The sequence below is a fragment of the Arenibacterium sp. CAU 1754 genome, assembly GCF_054482635.1.
Genome location: NZ_JBTLRG010000002.1, coordinates 274,131 through 287,993, shown reverse-complemented (window position 1 = coordinate 287,993; position 13,863 = coordinate 274,131). Strand labels below are relative to the sequence as shown.

Genomic DNA, 13,863 nt, shown 5'->3' with positions numbered 1-13,863 from the left:
TTTGCAGTAGTCACATGACACAACGTCGCGAGGGCCGGGATGGTTCCCGTTTAATGTCGTTCTTCGTCCAGAAGCAAAAGCCACAGTGCAAGAACCGTCATCGCGATCCCGGCAAAGACAAGTCCGCCCGGCACACCATTGCCCAGCGCCATTTCCCACAGGATCACCCAGCTGGGCGTGAGATAAGTATAGGCCATCACCTTGGCCGACGGCAGCCGCAGCGATGCAAATTGCAGCAGGACAAAGGTCATCGCGCTGGCGCAGATAGCGACATAGAACAGGGCGATCCAGACAATGGGACGCAGATTGGTCCATTCGGTCGCGCGGATGTCGCTCCAGCCATAGAGCACCAGCACAACGCAACCCGCCACCAGCATGCCAAAGGTGAACACGACCGCAGGCTCACCCCGGTTCAGCTTGCGCACCATGGGTGTATAGATGGCATGGGCCACGCAGCCCCAGAAATAGATGATTTCACCTTTGCCGATCTGGAATGCCCGCAACGCGGCCCAGTCAGCGCGAAAGATGACCCACAAGGCCCCGGCACCCCCGATGGTCAGCGCCAGGGCCATGCGCGGCGTCGTGATCTGGCGCAACAACAACCAGCCGAACCCCGCCGCCATCACCGGGGTCAGCGTGAACACCGCCGCCGCACTGACCGGCAGCGCGGTCTTCAACCCTTCGAACATGAGCACGAAATAGATGGCAAACAGCGAACCAAGCACCAGATAGCGCCAAGGTGCGACCCAGGCACTGCGTGGGATCCCCGTTGTGGCCAGCGCCGCAATGCCGATCACCACGGCCGCAATGGCAAACCGCGCCGCGTTCAGGGCCGCTGGCGCGATGTCATTTGCCACGATCGAGCCGAGCGAAAACGACCCCGCCACCAGGGCCGAAAAGGCCAGCATGGCCAGATGGCCCTGAGTTTGGTCACGCATCAATCCCAGTCCTTGACGCTGTCTTTCAGGAACTGCAGAAATTTTTGCACTTTGGTCGTGCGATGCAGGTCCACATGGGTGACCAGCCAGATGGGCCCAGCCCAGTTTTCCTGCGGCTCCATCACCTCAACCAGCCCGTCATGACGCGCAACCTCCCATTTGGGCATGAACCCGATTCCGGCCCCGGCGCGCACTGCCTCTTGCACGGCGTATCCGCTTGTCGCGCGAAAGACGATCCGGTCCGCAGGGACGTTTTCGCGCAGCCATTTGCTGAACGGTGCGCGGCTGTGCGCATCATCCGCACCAACGAACCAGTGATCGGCAAATTCTTCCAGGCCCGCGGGAATACCGTGACGGTCCCGATAGGATGTACTGGCGAAAAGCCCGATCTTCTGCGTCGTCAAGGGTTGCACCACATTGTCGGGCTGATCCGGCGCGGCACCCGCCCGGATGGCGACATGCGCCTCGCCGTATTCAAGACGGAACAGCCGCTCACTGGTCAGATAGCGCACGATCAGCCCGGGATGGAGTTTCTGGAAATCCGCCAGCACCGGGACCAACACCGGCGCAAGAGAGCCGAGCGAGGTGACAACCAGTTCGCCACTGACGTCATCGCCCTGCCCCTTGAGCCGTCCGACCAGTTGATTGAGCTGATCGTCGGTCGCCTGAGCGACGCGCATGAGGTCGTTGCCGGCTTCGGTCGGGGTATATCCGCGCGGATGTCGCTGGAACAGTTTGACCCCGATGCGGGATTCAATTGCATCGATATGACGGATGACGGTGGCATGATGCACGCCCAGAACCTCGGCCGCACCGCTGACCGTTCCCATCCGCGCCACCTGATAGGCGGTGCGTATCTCGTCCCAGTTATCCATATCCGCGGCCCCGATTGTGCAAATCTCAACACCTGTGAAGGACTTTCCCGCGCTTCGTTCGGATTTGCAAGGAGCGAGTGCCGCCATGCCGGGCAGGTCGGCCCATGGGCAGCGATCCGCACGCGGTTTCCGACTTCTCCACCGATCGCGGAGCAAGCACACCTGGCGGCCCAGACCCCCGGTGCGCACTTCGCAGCCGTTTTGGGAATCCGCGTTTTTGGTGTAAGATACGCCACTTTTTGATGAACTTTATTTTTGCACGGGGGCTTTCTATGGAAAACAGACATTTGCAAATGCTTCTTGCGTCCTGTGGGCACTACCAGGGCGGTATCGACGGCATTCTTGGCCCGATCAGCCATCAGGCCATTCTCGCGACTGAGGCAAAACACAAAGACGTCTACACGTTCGATCCCAAGACCACCTTTGACAAACGCCGCGAAACCGCCGCGGCACAGGCCTGCCTGAACGAACTTGGATTTCAGGCCGGGTCGGTTGACGGCTGGTATGGCGTCAACACCGAAGAGGCGCTGAATGCCTATCTGTTCAAGAAGACCAACGGCCGCGACGAAGAGATCGACCGCACGCCGCTTCCGAACCCGGTGGGCGCGGGCGCGATCCCGCATCAGAACGATGTCGGCACGGTCTATGGAACGCCCGGCGCGGACATCAAGTCAAAGCTGGTGATGATCGAACTGCCCTTCGATGTGCGGATTGATTGGAACCTGCGAAAGAAAACCAGAAAGATACGTGTGCACAGACTTGCCGCGGCACAGCTTGAAAACGCGCTGATCGATGTGCGCAATCACTACGGCGAAGCAAGATGGCGCGACTTGGGCATCGACCGCTATGCCGGGGCCTATTACCACCGCAAGATGCGCGGGTCGAACAGATGGTCCATGCACGCCTATGGGTGCGCGATTGATTTCTACGCGGCACCCAACGGCCTGAGGACCCGCTGCCCGCAGGCGCTGTTCTGCGGGTCGGAATACAAGGACTTTCTCGATATCATGGAGGCGAACGAATGGCTCCCGGCCATCCGCCTCTGGGGCAAGGACGCGATGCATTTCCAGCGCGCAAGGCTCTGAAGGAGTGGATTTGCGCGCTTGAAGGGCGGGAGCGGGTCATTGCTCCCTCCTCATCGCCACAATCCAAGTCACGGCGCCCGGTTCCGCCTTTTGCGGATCAAGGCCACATATGTGCATCCTCGCACATAAATACCCACTTTTCAGCCCTTAAGTTCGAAAACGAAAGGGTTACATCATGTCTTGTCACGAGCACCTCACAGGAAGAAGACGACACATGACACACACAGTATTGCATATCGATGCGTCGGCCAGGTTTGCCGATTCCGTCTCGCGCGCTTTGACCGCCGACATTGTTCAACGCCTGAACGCCGACAGCGTCATCCGCCGCGATCTGGCCCAGGCCCTGCCGCTGATCGACGAAACTTGGATCGGCGCGAATTTCACCCCTGAAGATACCCGCACCAACGCCCAGAAAAAGACGCTGGAATTGTCCGATACCCTGCTGGGCGAACTCGAACGCGCGGATACCATTGTCATAGGCGCGCCGATGTATAATTTCGCCATCCCCACTACGCTCAAGGCCTGGATTGATCTGGTCGCCCGCGCCGGGCGCAGCTTCCGCTATACCGAGGCCGGTCCCGAAGGCTTGATGAAAGGCAAGCGCGCCATCATCGCCCTCACGACCGGCGGCACACCCTTTGGGTCCGAGATCGATTTCGCATCAGGGTATCTGCGTCACATTCTTGGCTTTATCGGCATCACAGAGGTACAGTTCGTTTATGCGGACAAACTGGGCATCGATCCCGAAGGTTCGATTGCCGAGGCACAGGACGCCGTTGCCAAACTGGCTGCCTGAGCGATCAGAAAACGGCGGCGGGCAAAGACCTGCCCGCCGACCATCCGAACCTGTGCCTTGACTCACCGCCCTTAAATCCCTAATTCGCACCCAATACCCGGAAGCGTCAGCCTTCCGGTCCCGGGATTGTCCGGGATCGCCCCCCACCAGCGTGTTACGCCCGTGGGGGCGTTTGTGCATTTCGCGTCCTCTTCCTAGATAGGGGGCAAAGGTCAACGGTGAAAAAGGAACCGGCGCATGTTTGAAAATCTGTCCGAACGGCTCTCCGGGGTCTTTGATCGCCTGACGAAACAGGGCGCGCTGTCCGAGGACGACGTCAAAACTGCCCTGCGTGAGGTGCGCGTCGCCCTGCTGGAGGCAGACGTATCGCTGCCCGTCGCGCGCGATTTCATCAAGGTCGTGCAAGACAAGGCCACGGGCCAGGCAGTCACCAAATCGATCACCCCCGGCCAGCAGGTCGTCAAGATCGTGCACGATGCGCTAATCGACGTGTTGAAGGGCGAAGGCGACCCCGGCGCGCTGAAAATCGACAGCCCGCCCGCGCCGATCCTGATGGTCGGCCTGCAGGGGTCGGGCAAGACGACCACAACTGCAAAACTGGCCAAACGCCTCAAGGAAAAAGAAGGCAAGCGGGTTCTCATGGCCTCGCTCGACACCAACCGCCCGGCGGCGATGGAACAGCTGGCCATCCTGGGCAACCAGATCGGCGTCGACACCCTGCCCATCGTCAAAGGCGAAGACCCCGTCGCCATCGCCAAGCGCGCCAAGACACAGGCCGGGCTGGGCGGCTATGACGTCTACATGCTTGACACGGCCGGACGGCTGCACATCGACCAGGAGCTGATCGCACAGGCCGCGGCCGTGCGCGACGTGGCCAACCCGCGCGAAACCCTTCTGGTGGTCGATGGCCTGACTGGTCAGGACGCGGTGAACGTGGCCACCGAATTCGACGACAAGATCGGTGTGACCGGCGTGGTCCTGACCCGGATGGACGGCGACGGGCGCGGCGGCGCGGCCCTGTCCATGCGCGCTGTCACCGGCAAACCCATTCGCTTCGTCGGCCTGGGCGAAAAGATGGATGCGCTCGAAACCTTCGAACCCGACCGTATCGCCGGCCGCATCCTGGGCATGGGCGACATCGTCAGCCTGGTCGAAAAGGCGCAGGAAACGATCGAGGCCGAACAGGCCGAAAAGATGATGAAGCGCATGATGAAAGGTCAGTTCAACATGAACGACCTGCGCATGCAGCTGGAACAGATGCTCAAGATGGGCGGCATGGAGGGCATGATGTCGATGATGCCCGGCATGGGGAAGATGGCCAAACAGGTCGAACAGGCCGGGTTTGACGACAAGATCCTAAAACGCCAGATCGCCTTGATCCAGTCGATGACAAAACGCGAACGCGCCAACCCCGCGCTTTTGCAGGCCAGCCGCAAAAAACGCATCGCGGCGGGTGCGGGGATGGAGGTCAGCGACCTCAACAAGCTGCTCAAGATGCACCGCCAGATGGGCGACATGATGAAGAAGATGGGCAAGATGGGCAAAGGCGGCATGCTCAAACAGGCCATGAAGGGCATGTTCGGCAAAGGCGGCATGCCCGCTGATATGGCCGCCGGCATGGACCCAAAGGCGCTTGAAGCGGCGGCAAAACAAATGGGCGGCAAGCTGCCCGGTCTGGGCGGCGGCGGCATGGCCCTGCCCCCCGGCCTGTCCGGACTCGGGAAAAAGAAATGACCCGCGCCCCTTCATCTTGCCAGATAAACTCCCGCCGGAGGCTCCCGCAGGTGCAGCCCGCACCGCAGGGGTCAGCTGCGTATCGCCGCGCCCCTGGCAGAGTTGAAATCGCGCGGCAGCGCGGCATCTGGATTGCGGCGGCCTGATGCAAATTCCAACGCTTCATACCGCGCGGCTCACTCTGCGCGCCCCCGGGACCGAGGATTTTGAAACCTTCGCCGCATTCTACGCGTCCGACCGGTCGAAATTCGTCGGCGGCCCGCTGACCAAAGAAGGCAGCTGGCGCATGCTGGCAATGGAAATCGGGCACTGGACGCTGGCCGGGTTCGGCCGCTGGATCGTCGATGTGACCGATGGCCCGTCCTGTGTTGGTCTCGTGGGCCTCTTCGCTCCGCACGGCTGGCCCGAACCCGAAATCGGCTGGGACCTGTTCGACGGGTACGAAGGCAAGGGATACGCGACCGAGGCCGCGCTGGCCGCGCGCACCTATGCCTATGACGTGCTGGGCTGGAACACTGCCATCAGCCTCGTCAAACCCGCCAACACCGCCTCGGCCGCTGTCGCAGAACGCATGGGGGCTTGTCGCGACGGCATGTTCGATCATGAGCGCCACGGCGCATTGATCGTCTATCGCCACCCTGCCCCCGCCGATCTGGCCGAAGGCGGACTGGAGGCCTACGCATGAGCCATCTCGACATCCCCGTTTTGGAAACCAAACGCCTTGTCCTGCGCGGCCCCGAGCCTGAGGATTATCCGGATTTCCGCGCGACATTCAGTTCCTACAGGTCACGTTTCATGGGCGGCCCGCTGAACGCCTATGAGGCATGGATGCTCTACGCCGCTGAAATCGGTCATTGGGAAATCCGCGGCTTTGGCATGTGGATGATCCACGACAAGGCCACCGACGAAACCTATGGCATGGCTGGCGGTTGGCAGCCTGCAAAATGGCCCGAGCGCGAGATCGCCTGGATCATCTGGCCGGACAAGGGTGGGCACGGTTATGCGCTTGAGGCGACACACGCCGTGCGCACCCATTATTATGCCCACGGATGGGACACCGCCGTCAGCTATATCGACCCCAAGAACCTCGACAGCATCCGCCTGGCCGAACGCCTGGGCGCGAAAAAGGATACCGATGCCGCGACCATCGACGGTAATGATTCCGTCTATCGCCATCCCTCGCCCGCCCAGCTGAACGGTACCCAGCTGGCGCATGGGATCGAAATGGAAATCAGCCACTATGCTGATCCGATGTTCAAACCGAAAGGCTGGGCCATTGACTGATGCCGTAACCCGCGCCGCCGAGCTGCTGAAGGAACACCGCGCCAGCATTGACCGGCTTGATGCCATCCTTGTCTACACGCTGGGCGAGCGGTTCAAACACACACAGGCTGTGGGGAAACTCAAAGCCGAACACGACCTTCCCCCGTCCGATCCAAGCCGCGAAGCGGCCCAGATCGCGCGGCTTGAAGACTTGGCAAGCAAGGCCGATCTGGACCCGGAATTTGCCAAGAACTTTCTGAACTTCATCATCGCTGAAGTCATTCAGCACCACAAGAAACACCAGAGATAACAGGCCCCTGTCTGTTCACGCCATCTAAGGAGAAAACACCATGGCTATGAAAATTCGTCTCGCCCGCGGCGGCAGCAAGAAACGCCCCTTCTATCGCATCGTCGCGGCCGACAGCCGCATGCCCCGCGACGGCCGTTTCATCGAGAAACTGGGCACCTATAACCCGCTGCTGCCCAAAGACAGCGAAGAGCGCGTGAAAATGAACGTCGAGCGCGTCCAGTACTGGCTGGGTGAAGGCGCACAGCCGACCGACCGGATCGCCCGCATGCTTGAAGCGGCCGGCGTGAAAGAAAAGACCGAGCGCAGCAACCCCAACAGGGGCACCCCGGGCAAGAAAGCCCAGGAACGCGCAGAAGAAAAAGCCGCCAAGGCAGCCGCAGCCGCAGAAGCAGCCGCCGCACCCGCGGAAGAGCCTGCAGCCGAAGAGGCCCCTGCGGAAGAAGCAGCGGCAGAAGAATAAGTCGGTCTCACGACCGGCTTCGGGCGGCCGCATCTGTTCTGCGCCGCCCGGCTTTGACATCCGCCGCCCCTGGTGGCGGGCGTCAACCACGACTTCGTCACCGTGCGGGGGCACATGTTTCGCCTGATCCGATTGGCAGTATTTGTCATGATCGCCTTTGCGACCGGCATCGTTTATGAAAAAAGCCGCGCGCGGGGCCTGTGTGCCGCCGCAGACGGAAACTGGCACGCGGGGGTTTGCGTGGGATCGGATATACCAAATGAGTGATCTGGTTTGTGTCGGGGCCATTGGCGGCGCCTTTGGCGTGCGGGGCGAGGCCCGCATCAAAAGTTTTTGCGCCACTCCCGAAGACATCGAAACCTATTCGCCCCTCGTGACCGAGGACGGCAGCAAGAGTTTCACCATCATCCTGACCGCCAGCATCAAGAACGGCTTTGCCGCCCGGCTGAGCGGTGTGGAGACCAAGGAACAGGCTGACGCCCTGCGCGGCACGCGTCTGTTTGCGCCGCGCGACCGGCTGCCGTCGCTTCCCGATGACGAATACTATCACGCCGATCTGATCGGACTGACCGTGTCCGACACCGGCGGCGCGGTTCTGGGCGAGGTTGTTTCGGTCCAGAACCACGGCGCCGGCGACCTGTTGGAGGTGCGCCCCGCAGGCACCTCGGAAACCGTTCTGCTGCCGTTCACGATGGAAAACGTCCCGACGGTCGATCTGGCCGCAGGCAAGATCGTGGCGGACCCGCCCGAAGGCCTGTTCGACTGATGGGCGATGAGGGCGAAAAGAAACCCCGGTCGCTGGGACGCAAAACCATTCGCCCCACGCTGAAACCGCGTGAGTTGATCACCCCCACCCCCGATTTGCACGGGGCGTGGAAGGCCAAGGTCATCACCCTGTTCCCGTCGGCCTTTCCCGGTGTTCTGGGCGAAAGCCTGACCGGCAAGGCCCTGCAGGACGGGCTGTGGCAGCTTGAAACCATCGACCTGCGCCGGTTTGGCGTCGGCAAGCACCGCAATGTCGATGACACGCCCGCTGGCGGCGGAGCGGGCATGGTCCTGCGCCCCGATGTTCTGGGCGAGTCGATCGAAGCCGCGCAGACAAATACCAGCGGCAACTGGCCCCTGATCTATCTGTCGCCGCGTGGCAGGCCGATGACCCAATCGCTGATGCAGAACCTCGCACGTGCGGACGGCGTGACCCTGCTCTGTGGCCGGTTCGAAGGCGTCGATGAACGCGTTTTGGAACATTACGGAATTCAGGAGGTCAGCCTGGGTGATTTCGTGATGACCGGCGGCGAAATCGCGGCGCAGGCGCTGATCGACGCCACCGTGCGCCTGTTGCCGAACGTTCTGGGCAACGCCGCCTCGACCGAAGAAGAAAGCTTTTCTTCGGGCCTGCTGGAGCATCCGCAATACACCCGGCCCGCCGAATGGAAGGGCCATGCAATTCCGGATGTTCTGATGTCCGGCCATCATGGCAAGATCGCCCAGTGGCGGCGGGAACAATCCGAAGAGATCACACGAAAAAGGCGGCCTGATCTTTGGGAGGCGTATTGCCGCAAAAGCAAGGGTAGCGAGACCTAGTCACCCTGCCTTTCGCAGATTTCTGCACCGCGTATTCAGCTTATCTGCAAGCAAACCTGTTCCGGTCGAAGACGAACGCCTCTGGTGCATTGCATCGGTCAAGCCTGTAAGGAACTGAACCCGGCCCCAGGTTGAAAGGGTTCCCGTTCAAACTGGCGACGATACCTTTCTGAGACAGGCTCAGCGATTGGCAGGCAAACGCACCGCCCGATTTCCTTGTCACCGGGTTATAGCTGTTTGCCGGGTGCCGCCAACATATGGCCCTTTGCCCCGCTACGGTGTCCACCTTCCATTCTTCGGGAACAACCGAGGTGTTTCCCGGATACCATAGCCATGATTTTCCACCGTTCGCCAGATAGGTGACCTGAAATCCGTGCGCACGGTTGAAAGACAGGTAGGTCTGCCCGGCCTTGGGGTAGTCAGTGAACCTGTTTTCACGTGCGGCAACTTCGGAAACCGCCTGTGCGGCACTGGCTTTTGGCGTTGGGGCCTCGGCACAGGCCGTCAACACAAGTGCGGCCGCAAGGGTCACACCACCCCGCAAACGCCGCATCAGCATGTGAGGTTAACTGACCAACGGAAAGGCTTGTTCTTGTAGGAGACGATTTTCAGATCGACATTCTCGTTATATCCACCGACGAAAGCCAAAACGCCCGGCTGCAGCTTGCCTTTGCAACCCGTTTTGTTGCGCGCAATCGCTTCGACATCTTTCGGCGTATAGCTGAAATTCTTGCCCTTTGCCTGCACGTAGGCGATCGGTCGGTTCGGGTTTTTTGCCACCTCGAAAGGATGACCGTTATACGTCACGGCCTCGCGGTTTGCCCATGCGGCTTCAATTTCGTCCGCGCCCGAGGTGCTGGCCGATTTGCTGGAGGACGTCGCTGATGACGCTTTGGGCGCGGCTGTCTGCACATCGCCAGACGTTGTGTTCATACATCCCGTCAGGATACCTGCCATTGCCATACCAATCACCAATCCACGCATTTGCGCACCTCTCGTAAAAATTGCATTTCACAAATCGATATACATTCAAGAGGCAGTATGTAAACCCACCCTCATTCGGCCTTTGCCGGGCATCTTGAGGGTTGAACCGATCTCTATAGAGCCCTATACACCGCGCAGCTTGGAATCGATTATTCGGCTCTGGGCCTTTTTGTTTTTTGCCAAGGCATGTGGCTGGCCTTCTTCGACAGCATCCCGCATCGGCGAAATGCAGATGACCCAAGGAATGACGACCTGATCTCTGGCGGGCGTGGCACGCGGACCCGATGAAGACCAAGAGCTCTGAGGACGCGCAAATCTTCGTGGAAAAACCACGAGCAGTTTAGGAGATGATCAGATGGACCTGATCGCACAGATCGAGGCGGAACAGATCTCCGCCCTGGGGAAAGAGATCCCCGACTTCAAAGCCGGCGACACCATTCGCGTCGGCTATAAGGTGACCGAAGGGTCCCGTACCCGTGTTCAGAACTACGAAGGCGTCTGCATCGCCCGCAAAGGCGGCAGCGGCATCGCCGGTGCGTTCACGGTTCGCAAGATTTCGTTCGGTGAAGGCGTGGAACGTGTGTTCCCCCTGCATTCGACCAACATCGAAAGCATCACCGTTGTCCGCCGTGGCCGCGTGCGTCGTGCCAAGCTGTATTACCTGCGCTCGCGTCGCGGTAAATCGGCACGTATCGCCGAGGACACAACGTATAAACCCCTGGCGAACGCCAAGGCGTAAGGACCGAACAGATGAAAAAAGACATCCATCCCGAATACCACATGATCGACGTCAAAATGACCGACGGTACGATCCTGCAGATGAAATCGACCTGGGGCAAGGAAGGCGACCAGCTGTCGCTGGATATCGACCCGACGGTACACCCCGCATGGACCGGTGGCGGCACACGCCTGATGGACACCGGTGGCCGCGTGTCGAAGTTCAAGAAGAAATACGAAGGTCTGGGCTTCTGATCCCAGCCAACGGACGTCCAAGATCAAACGCCGTAGCATCTGCTGCGGCGTTTTTTCTTGGCATAGGCCAGTTGCCAATGATGGTGACCCAGCGAAACGGGCGAAGTACCCGAAACATGCAGCCAATCGCCAATCGCAAACAGATTATTGCATGGTCGACTTGAGGTTCGAATAGAAGGCCTGCGGACGACCGGTTGCGGGGTTCAACTGCGCCTCAAAGTCGAAGCTGAACGGATAGGTCTGACCGAGTTGCTTCGCCATCACCTTGCCGCGCGCTTTGCCATCCACCATCATTCGCTTGGGGTTGGCACGTCCGTCAAAAGCGTCGAGTTCGATAGAGAGTGGCCCGGTCGCCCCGAGACAAGGCAGGTCCGCACCCTCGGAAACCAGATCGGAGCCTATGATACGGAACGCGATCCGGCCACTGCGATCTCGCTTGTAGTCGACGGTGATCTTACCTTTGACAGGCAGCCGCGCCAGCGTGCTGTCGGCACCGCAGCTTGCAGCCGTCTTCGGCAGGGCCACGGTAAAGAAGCGATCGATTGGAATGCTTATTGACCCAATTCCTGCGCCCGTTGTCACGCTACTTTGCATAGCTGACATGGTTGTGGCGGTTCCCCAATCGTCGACTGCCGTACCGTATGCCGAGCACTGGCACGAACCGGCAAAGGATTCACAAATTCCACCCGTACCACATGTCATTCCTGTCTGGCACAGACCAGCCACACAGCACTCGCCAAAACAATCTTCGACCTCCTCAATAGGCGGACAAGCCGACAACAAGAGCCACACAGAAAGCAGAGCAAAAAAATTGAGTCTACGGCGAGTCGTCATGTTCAAACTCCTTTGCAGTCGGCGGCGCCGCGCAGATAAACTGGCGACTGAAAATATCGGCGCCAAACCGGCTTTGAAAAATACTTGCCATTTCAAACTGCATGCCCAGCGCACATCCATCAATTGAAATTTTATTGAACTGCTACCCTTATGCGAAACTTTGCCGGTCGGGCGGGGTGGCCCCATTCAATCCATTTTTAATGATGAAACGCCTAAAGTTGGCCAAAAAAGGTGGGCCCGAAACCCAATAAAGTATTAAAATCAAGGACTTTTTCATGATCCTTATGACTGTGCAAAGCCATGACGTACCAGCCTGATCTTTGTTTGCACATGATCTAGGTCGGCAGTCTTGTTGACGCCGTAGAAAGAAGTGGCGCCAGTTTTCACTGCCAGCATCGTAAGGATTCGCGAGGTAATCCTTGGCGGGGACAATTTCATGACTCGCGCGACCATGAGCAAAGTCCAATGACCCTGATCCCGGCGCCTTTCTTTTAGGATTCAGGGGAAAAACCCACGGCAAATTGGTTTGAGGTGCAACTTCCACTCACCATATGGGGAAATTGGGCGCAGAACCGCTTCCCAACGTAAGTCCCACAACATATAGTGGCCAAAATCACAATGCTGCGCATGAACAGCAGTAGAAGGAACGGGCATGGCGCATATTATCGTCGTCGGAAACGAAAAGGGTGGGGCCGGCAAATCGACGGTCTCGATGCACGTGGCCACCGCACTGGCGCGACTGGGCCACAAGGTCAGCGCCCTGGATCTCGACCTGCGCCAGCGCACCATGGGCCGCTATGTCGAAAACCGTAAGGCGTTTCTGGCCAAGGCCGGGCTGGACCTGCCCAGCCCCGATTGCCACGACCTGCCCGAAATTGACCCGGCATCGCTGCGCCCGGGTGAAAACATCTATGACCACCGCCTGTCGGCTGCCGTGGCCCAGCTTGAGCCGGACAGCGATTTCATCCTGATCGACTGCCCCGGGTCGCACACCCGCCTCAGCCAGGTCGCGCATTCGCTCGCCGATACGCTGATCACGCCGCTGAACGACAGTTTCATCGATTTTGACCTGCTGGCCCATATCGATTCCAAGGGCGAGAAGATCCTCGGTCCTTCGGTCTATTCCGAAATGGTCTGGAACGCGCGCCAGCTGCGCGCGCAGGCGGGGCTCAAGCCGATCGACTGGGTGGTGATCCGCAACCGTGTGGGCACCCAGCGCATGGTCAACAAGGAAAAGATGGAACGCGCGGTCAAGATGCTGGCCGATCGCATCGGATTCCGCGTCGCGCCCGGATTCAGCGAGCGGGTGATTTTCCGCGAACTGTTCCCACGTGGCCTGACCTTGCTGGACCTCAAGGACGTTGGCGTCAAACAGCTCAACATCTCGAACGTTGCCGCGCGGCAGGAATTGCGCGACATGATGAAGGCACTGAAATTGCCCGGTGTCGACATCACCTTCTGATCCCCGTCCGCCAAACCCGCAAACCGCCTGAACGATAAGGGACCAGGGGCGTTGCGGGTCACGTCACGGACGGTCGGACCCGCTTGTCCCCGACAGGGACTGCAACATCGCGCGCAGTTTTGCGACTTCGTTCCGGTCGAACACAGACGTCAGTTTGCTGTCGTACTCCTGCGCGACCTCTCTCAGATCCTGATAGGCCGCCCGCCCCGCCGGGGTCAGTTCCAGATGCTCGACCCGGCGGTCGCGCGCATCCCGTCTGCGTTCAATGAAACGACGGTCCGCCAGCTTTTGCACCGCGCGGCTGACCTTGGTCTTGTGAATTTTCGCACGTTGCCCAATCTCGGTCGCGGTGAGACGGCCGAAAATCCCCAAGTGAAACAGCACCCGCCATTCACTGCGCAACATACCATAGCGGCCCTTGTACACCTGCTGAAAGGCAAGGCTGCTTTCCTCTGCGGCCTGATTCAGCAGGTAGGGCAGGAATTCCCGCAAATCAAATTCATCTTTATGCTCCATTTGCGTCCCCTTTCTTGTTGTTAGTTACAAAAACAACTATTAGGGCTGCA

Annotated in this window: 17 protein-coding genes; 12 read left to right on the top strand and 5 right to left on the bottom strand. The window is 59.7% G+C overall.

Features of this window, described 5'->3' with window-relative positions; all coding sequences use genetic code 11:
* Positions 1–50: 50 nt before the first annotated feature.
* Entirely contained in the window at positions 51–938 is an 888-nt protein-coding gene (locus tag ACXYMO_RS08015; protein WP_458878172.1) for a DMT family transporter, read from the bottom strand.
* Positions 938–1,813 carry a LysR family transcriptional regulator gene (locus ACXYMO_RS08010; protein WP_458878171.1) on the bottom strand — a complete coding sequence of 292 codons (876 nt, stop codon included), beginning with the start codon at positions 1,811–1,813 and terminating at the stop codon, positions 938–940. The genes ACXYMO_RS08015 and ACXYMO_RS08010 overlap by 1 nt, the downstream gene beginning before the upstream one ends.
* Positions 1,814–2,106: 293 nt before the next feature.
* Between ACXYMO_RS08010 and ACXYMO_RS08005 the strand changes: the two genes are divergently transcribed.
* From ACXYMO_RS08005 to trmD, 9 genes are all read left to right on the top strand, one after another.
* Positions 2,107–2,898, top strand: coding sequence for a M15 family metallopeptidase (locus tag ACXYMO_RS08005; RefSeq protein ID WP_458878170.1), 792 nt, complete (start codon positions 2,107–2,109; stop codon positions 2,896–2,898).
* A 214-nt stretch (positions 2,899–3,112) separates the two neighbouring features.
* Positions 3,113–3,694, top strand: a complete 582-nt coding sequence (locus tag ACXYMO_RS08000; RefSeq protein WP_458878169.1) for an FMN-dependent NADH-azoreductase — start codon at positions 3,113–3,115, stop codon at positions 3,692–3,694.
* A 237-nt stretch (positions 3,695–3,931) separates the two neighbouring features.
* Positions 3,932–5,428: a signal recognition particle protein gene (gene ffh, locus ACXYMO_RS07995; RefSeq protein ID WP_458878168.1), complete on the top strand. Its 1,497-nt coding sequence runs from the start codon at positions 3,932–3,934 to the stop codon at positions 5,426–5,428.
* Positions 5,429–5,573: 145 nt separating this feature from the next.
* A complete protein-coding gene (locus ACXYMO_RS07990; protein WP_458878167.1) occupies positions 5,574–6,113 on the top strand; it encodes a GNAT family N-acetyltransferase in 540 nt (179 codons plus the stop codon).
* A complete protein-coding gene (locus tag ACXYMO_RS07985; protein WP_458878166.1) occupies positions 6,110–6,712 on the top strand; it encodes a GNAT family N-acetyltransferase in 603 nt (200 codons plus the stop codon). Before ACXYMO_RS07990 ends, ACXYMO_RS07985 begins: the two co-directional genes overlap by 4 nt.
* Positions 6,705–7,001 (top strand): chorismate mutase, encoded by a 297-nt coding sequence (locus tag ACXYMO_RS07980; protein WP_458878165.1) that lies wholly within the window; start codon positions 6,705–6,707, stop codon positions 6,999–7,001. The genes ACXYMO_RS07985 and ACXYMO_RS07980 overlap by 8 nt, the downstream gene beginning before the upstream one ends.
* A gap of 40 nt (positions 7,002–7,041) precedes the next feature.
* Positions 7,042–7,461: a 30S ribosomal protein S16 gene (gene rpsP / locus ACXYMO_RS07975; protein WP_458878164.1), complete on the top strand. Its 420-nt coding sequence runs from the start codon at positions 7,042–7,044 to the stop codon at positions 7,459–7,461.
* 259 nt (positions 7,462–7,720) lie between these two features.
* Positions 7,721–8,227, top strand: a complete 507-nt coding sequence (rimM, locus tag ACXYMO_RS07970) for a ribosome maturation factor RimM (RefSeq protein WP_458878163.1) — start codon at positions 7,721–7,723, stop codon at positions 8,225–8,227.
* A complete protein-coding gene (gene trmD / locus ACXYMO_RS07965; RefSeq protein WP_458878162.1) occupies positions 8,227–9,045 on the top strand; it encodes a tRNA (guanosine(37)-N1)-methyltransferase TrmD in 819 nt (272 codons plus the stop codon). Before rimM ends, trmD begins: the two co-directional genes overlap by 1 nt.
* A gap of 552 nt (positions 9,046–9,597) precedes the next feature.
* Here trmD and ACXYMO_RS07960 read toward each other — a convergent pair.
* On the bottom strand, positions 9,598–10,029 hold the full coding sequence (locus tag ACXYMO_RS07960) for a hypothetical protein (RefSeq protein ID WP_458878161.1): 432 nt from the start codon (positions 10,027–10,029) through the stop codon (positions 9,598–9,600).
* Between the two features lie 355 nt (positions 10,030–10,384).
* Between ACXYMO_RS07960 and rplS the strand changes: the two genes are divergently transcribed.
* Complete coding sequence (gene rplS, locus ACXYMO_RS07955) at positions 10,385–10,768, top strand: 50S ribosomal protein L19 (RefSeq protein WP_458878160.1); 384 nt, start codon at positions 10,385–10,387, stop codon at positions 10,766–10,768.
* A gap of 11 nt (positions 10,769–10,779) precedes the next feature.
* Positions 10,780–11,001 carry a 50S ribosomal protein L31 gene (gene rpmE, locus ACXYMO_RS07950; protein WP_458878159.1) on the top strand — a complete coding sequence of 74 codons (222 nt, stop codon included), beginning with the start codon at positions 10,780–10,782 and terminating at the stop codon, positions 10,999–11,001.
* Between the two features lie 144 nt (positions 11,002–11,145).
* Here the strand turns inward: rpmE and ACXYMO_RS07945 are convergent, their stop codons facing one another.
* Positions 11,146–11,955 carry a hypothetical protein gene (locus tag ACXYMO_RS07945; RefSeq protein WP_458878158.1) on the bottom strand — a complete coding sequence of 270 codons (810 nt, stop codon included), beginning with the start codon at positions 11,953–11,955 and terminating at the stop codon, positions 11,146–11,148.
* A 532-nt stretch (positions 11,956–12,487) separates the two neighbouring features.
* On the opposite strand from ACXYMO_RS07945, the gene ACXYMO_RS07940 reads away from it, so the two are divergent.
* Complete coding sequence (locus ACXYMO_RS07940; protein ID WP_458878156.1) at positions 12,488–13,297, top strand: division plane positioning ATPase MipZ; 810 nt, start codon at positions 12,488–12,490, stop codon at positions 13,295–13,297.
* Between the two features lie 63 nt (positions 13,298–13,360).
* Here ACXYMO_RS07940 and ACXYMO_RS07935 read toward each other — a convergent pair whose 3' ends face one another.
* Positions 13,361–13,813, bottom strand: a complete 453-nt coding sequence (locus ACXYMO_RS07935) for a MarR family winged helix-turn-helix transcriptional regulator (RefSeq protein ID WP_458878155.1) — start codon at positions 13,811–13,813, stop codon at positions 13,361–13,363.
* Between the last annotated feature and the right edge of the window lie 50 nt (positions 13,814–13,863).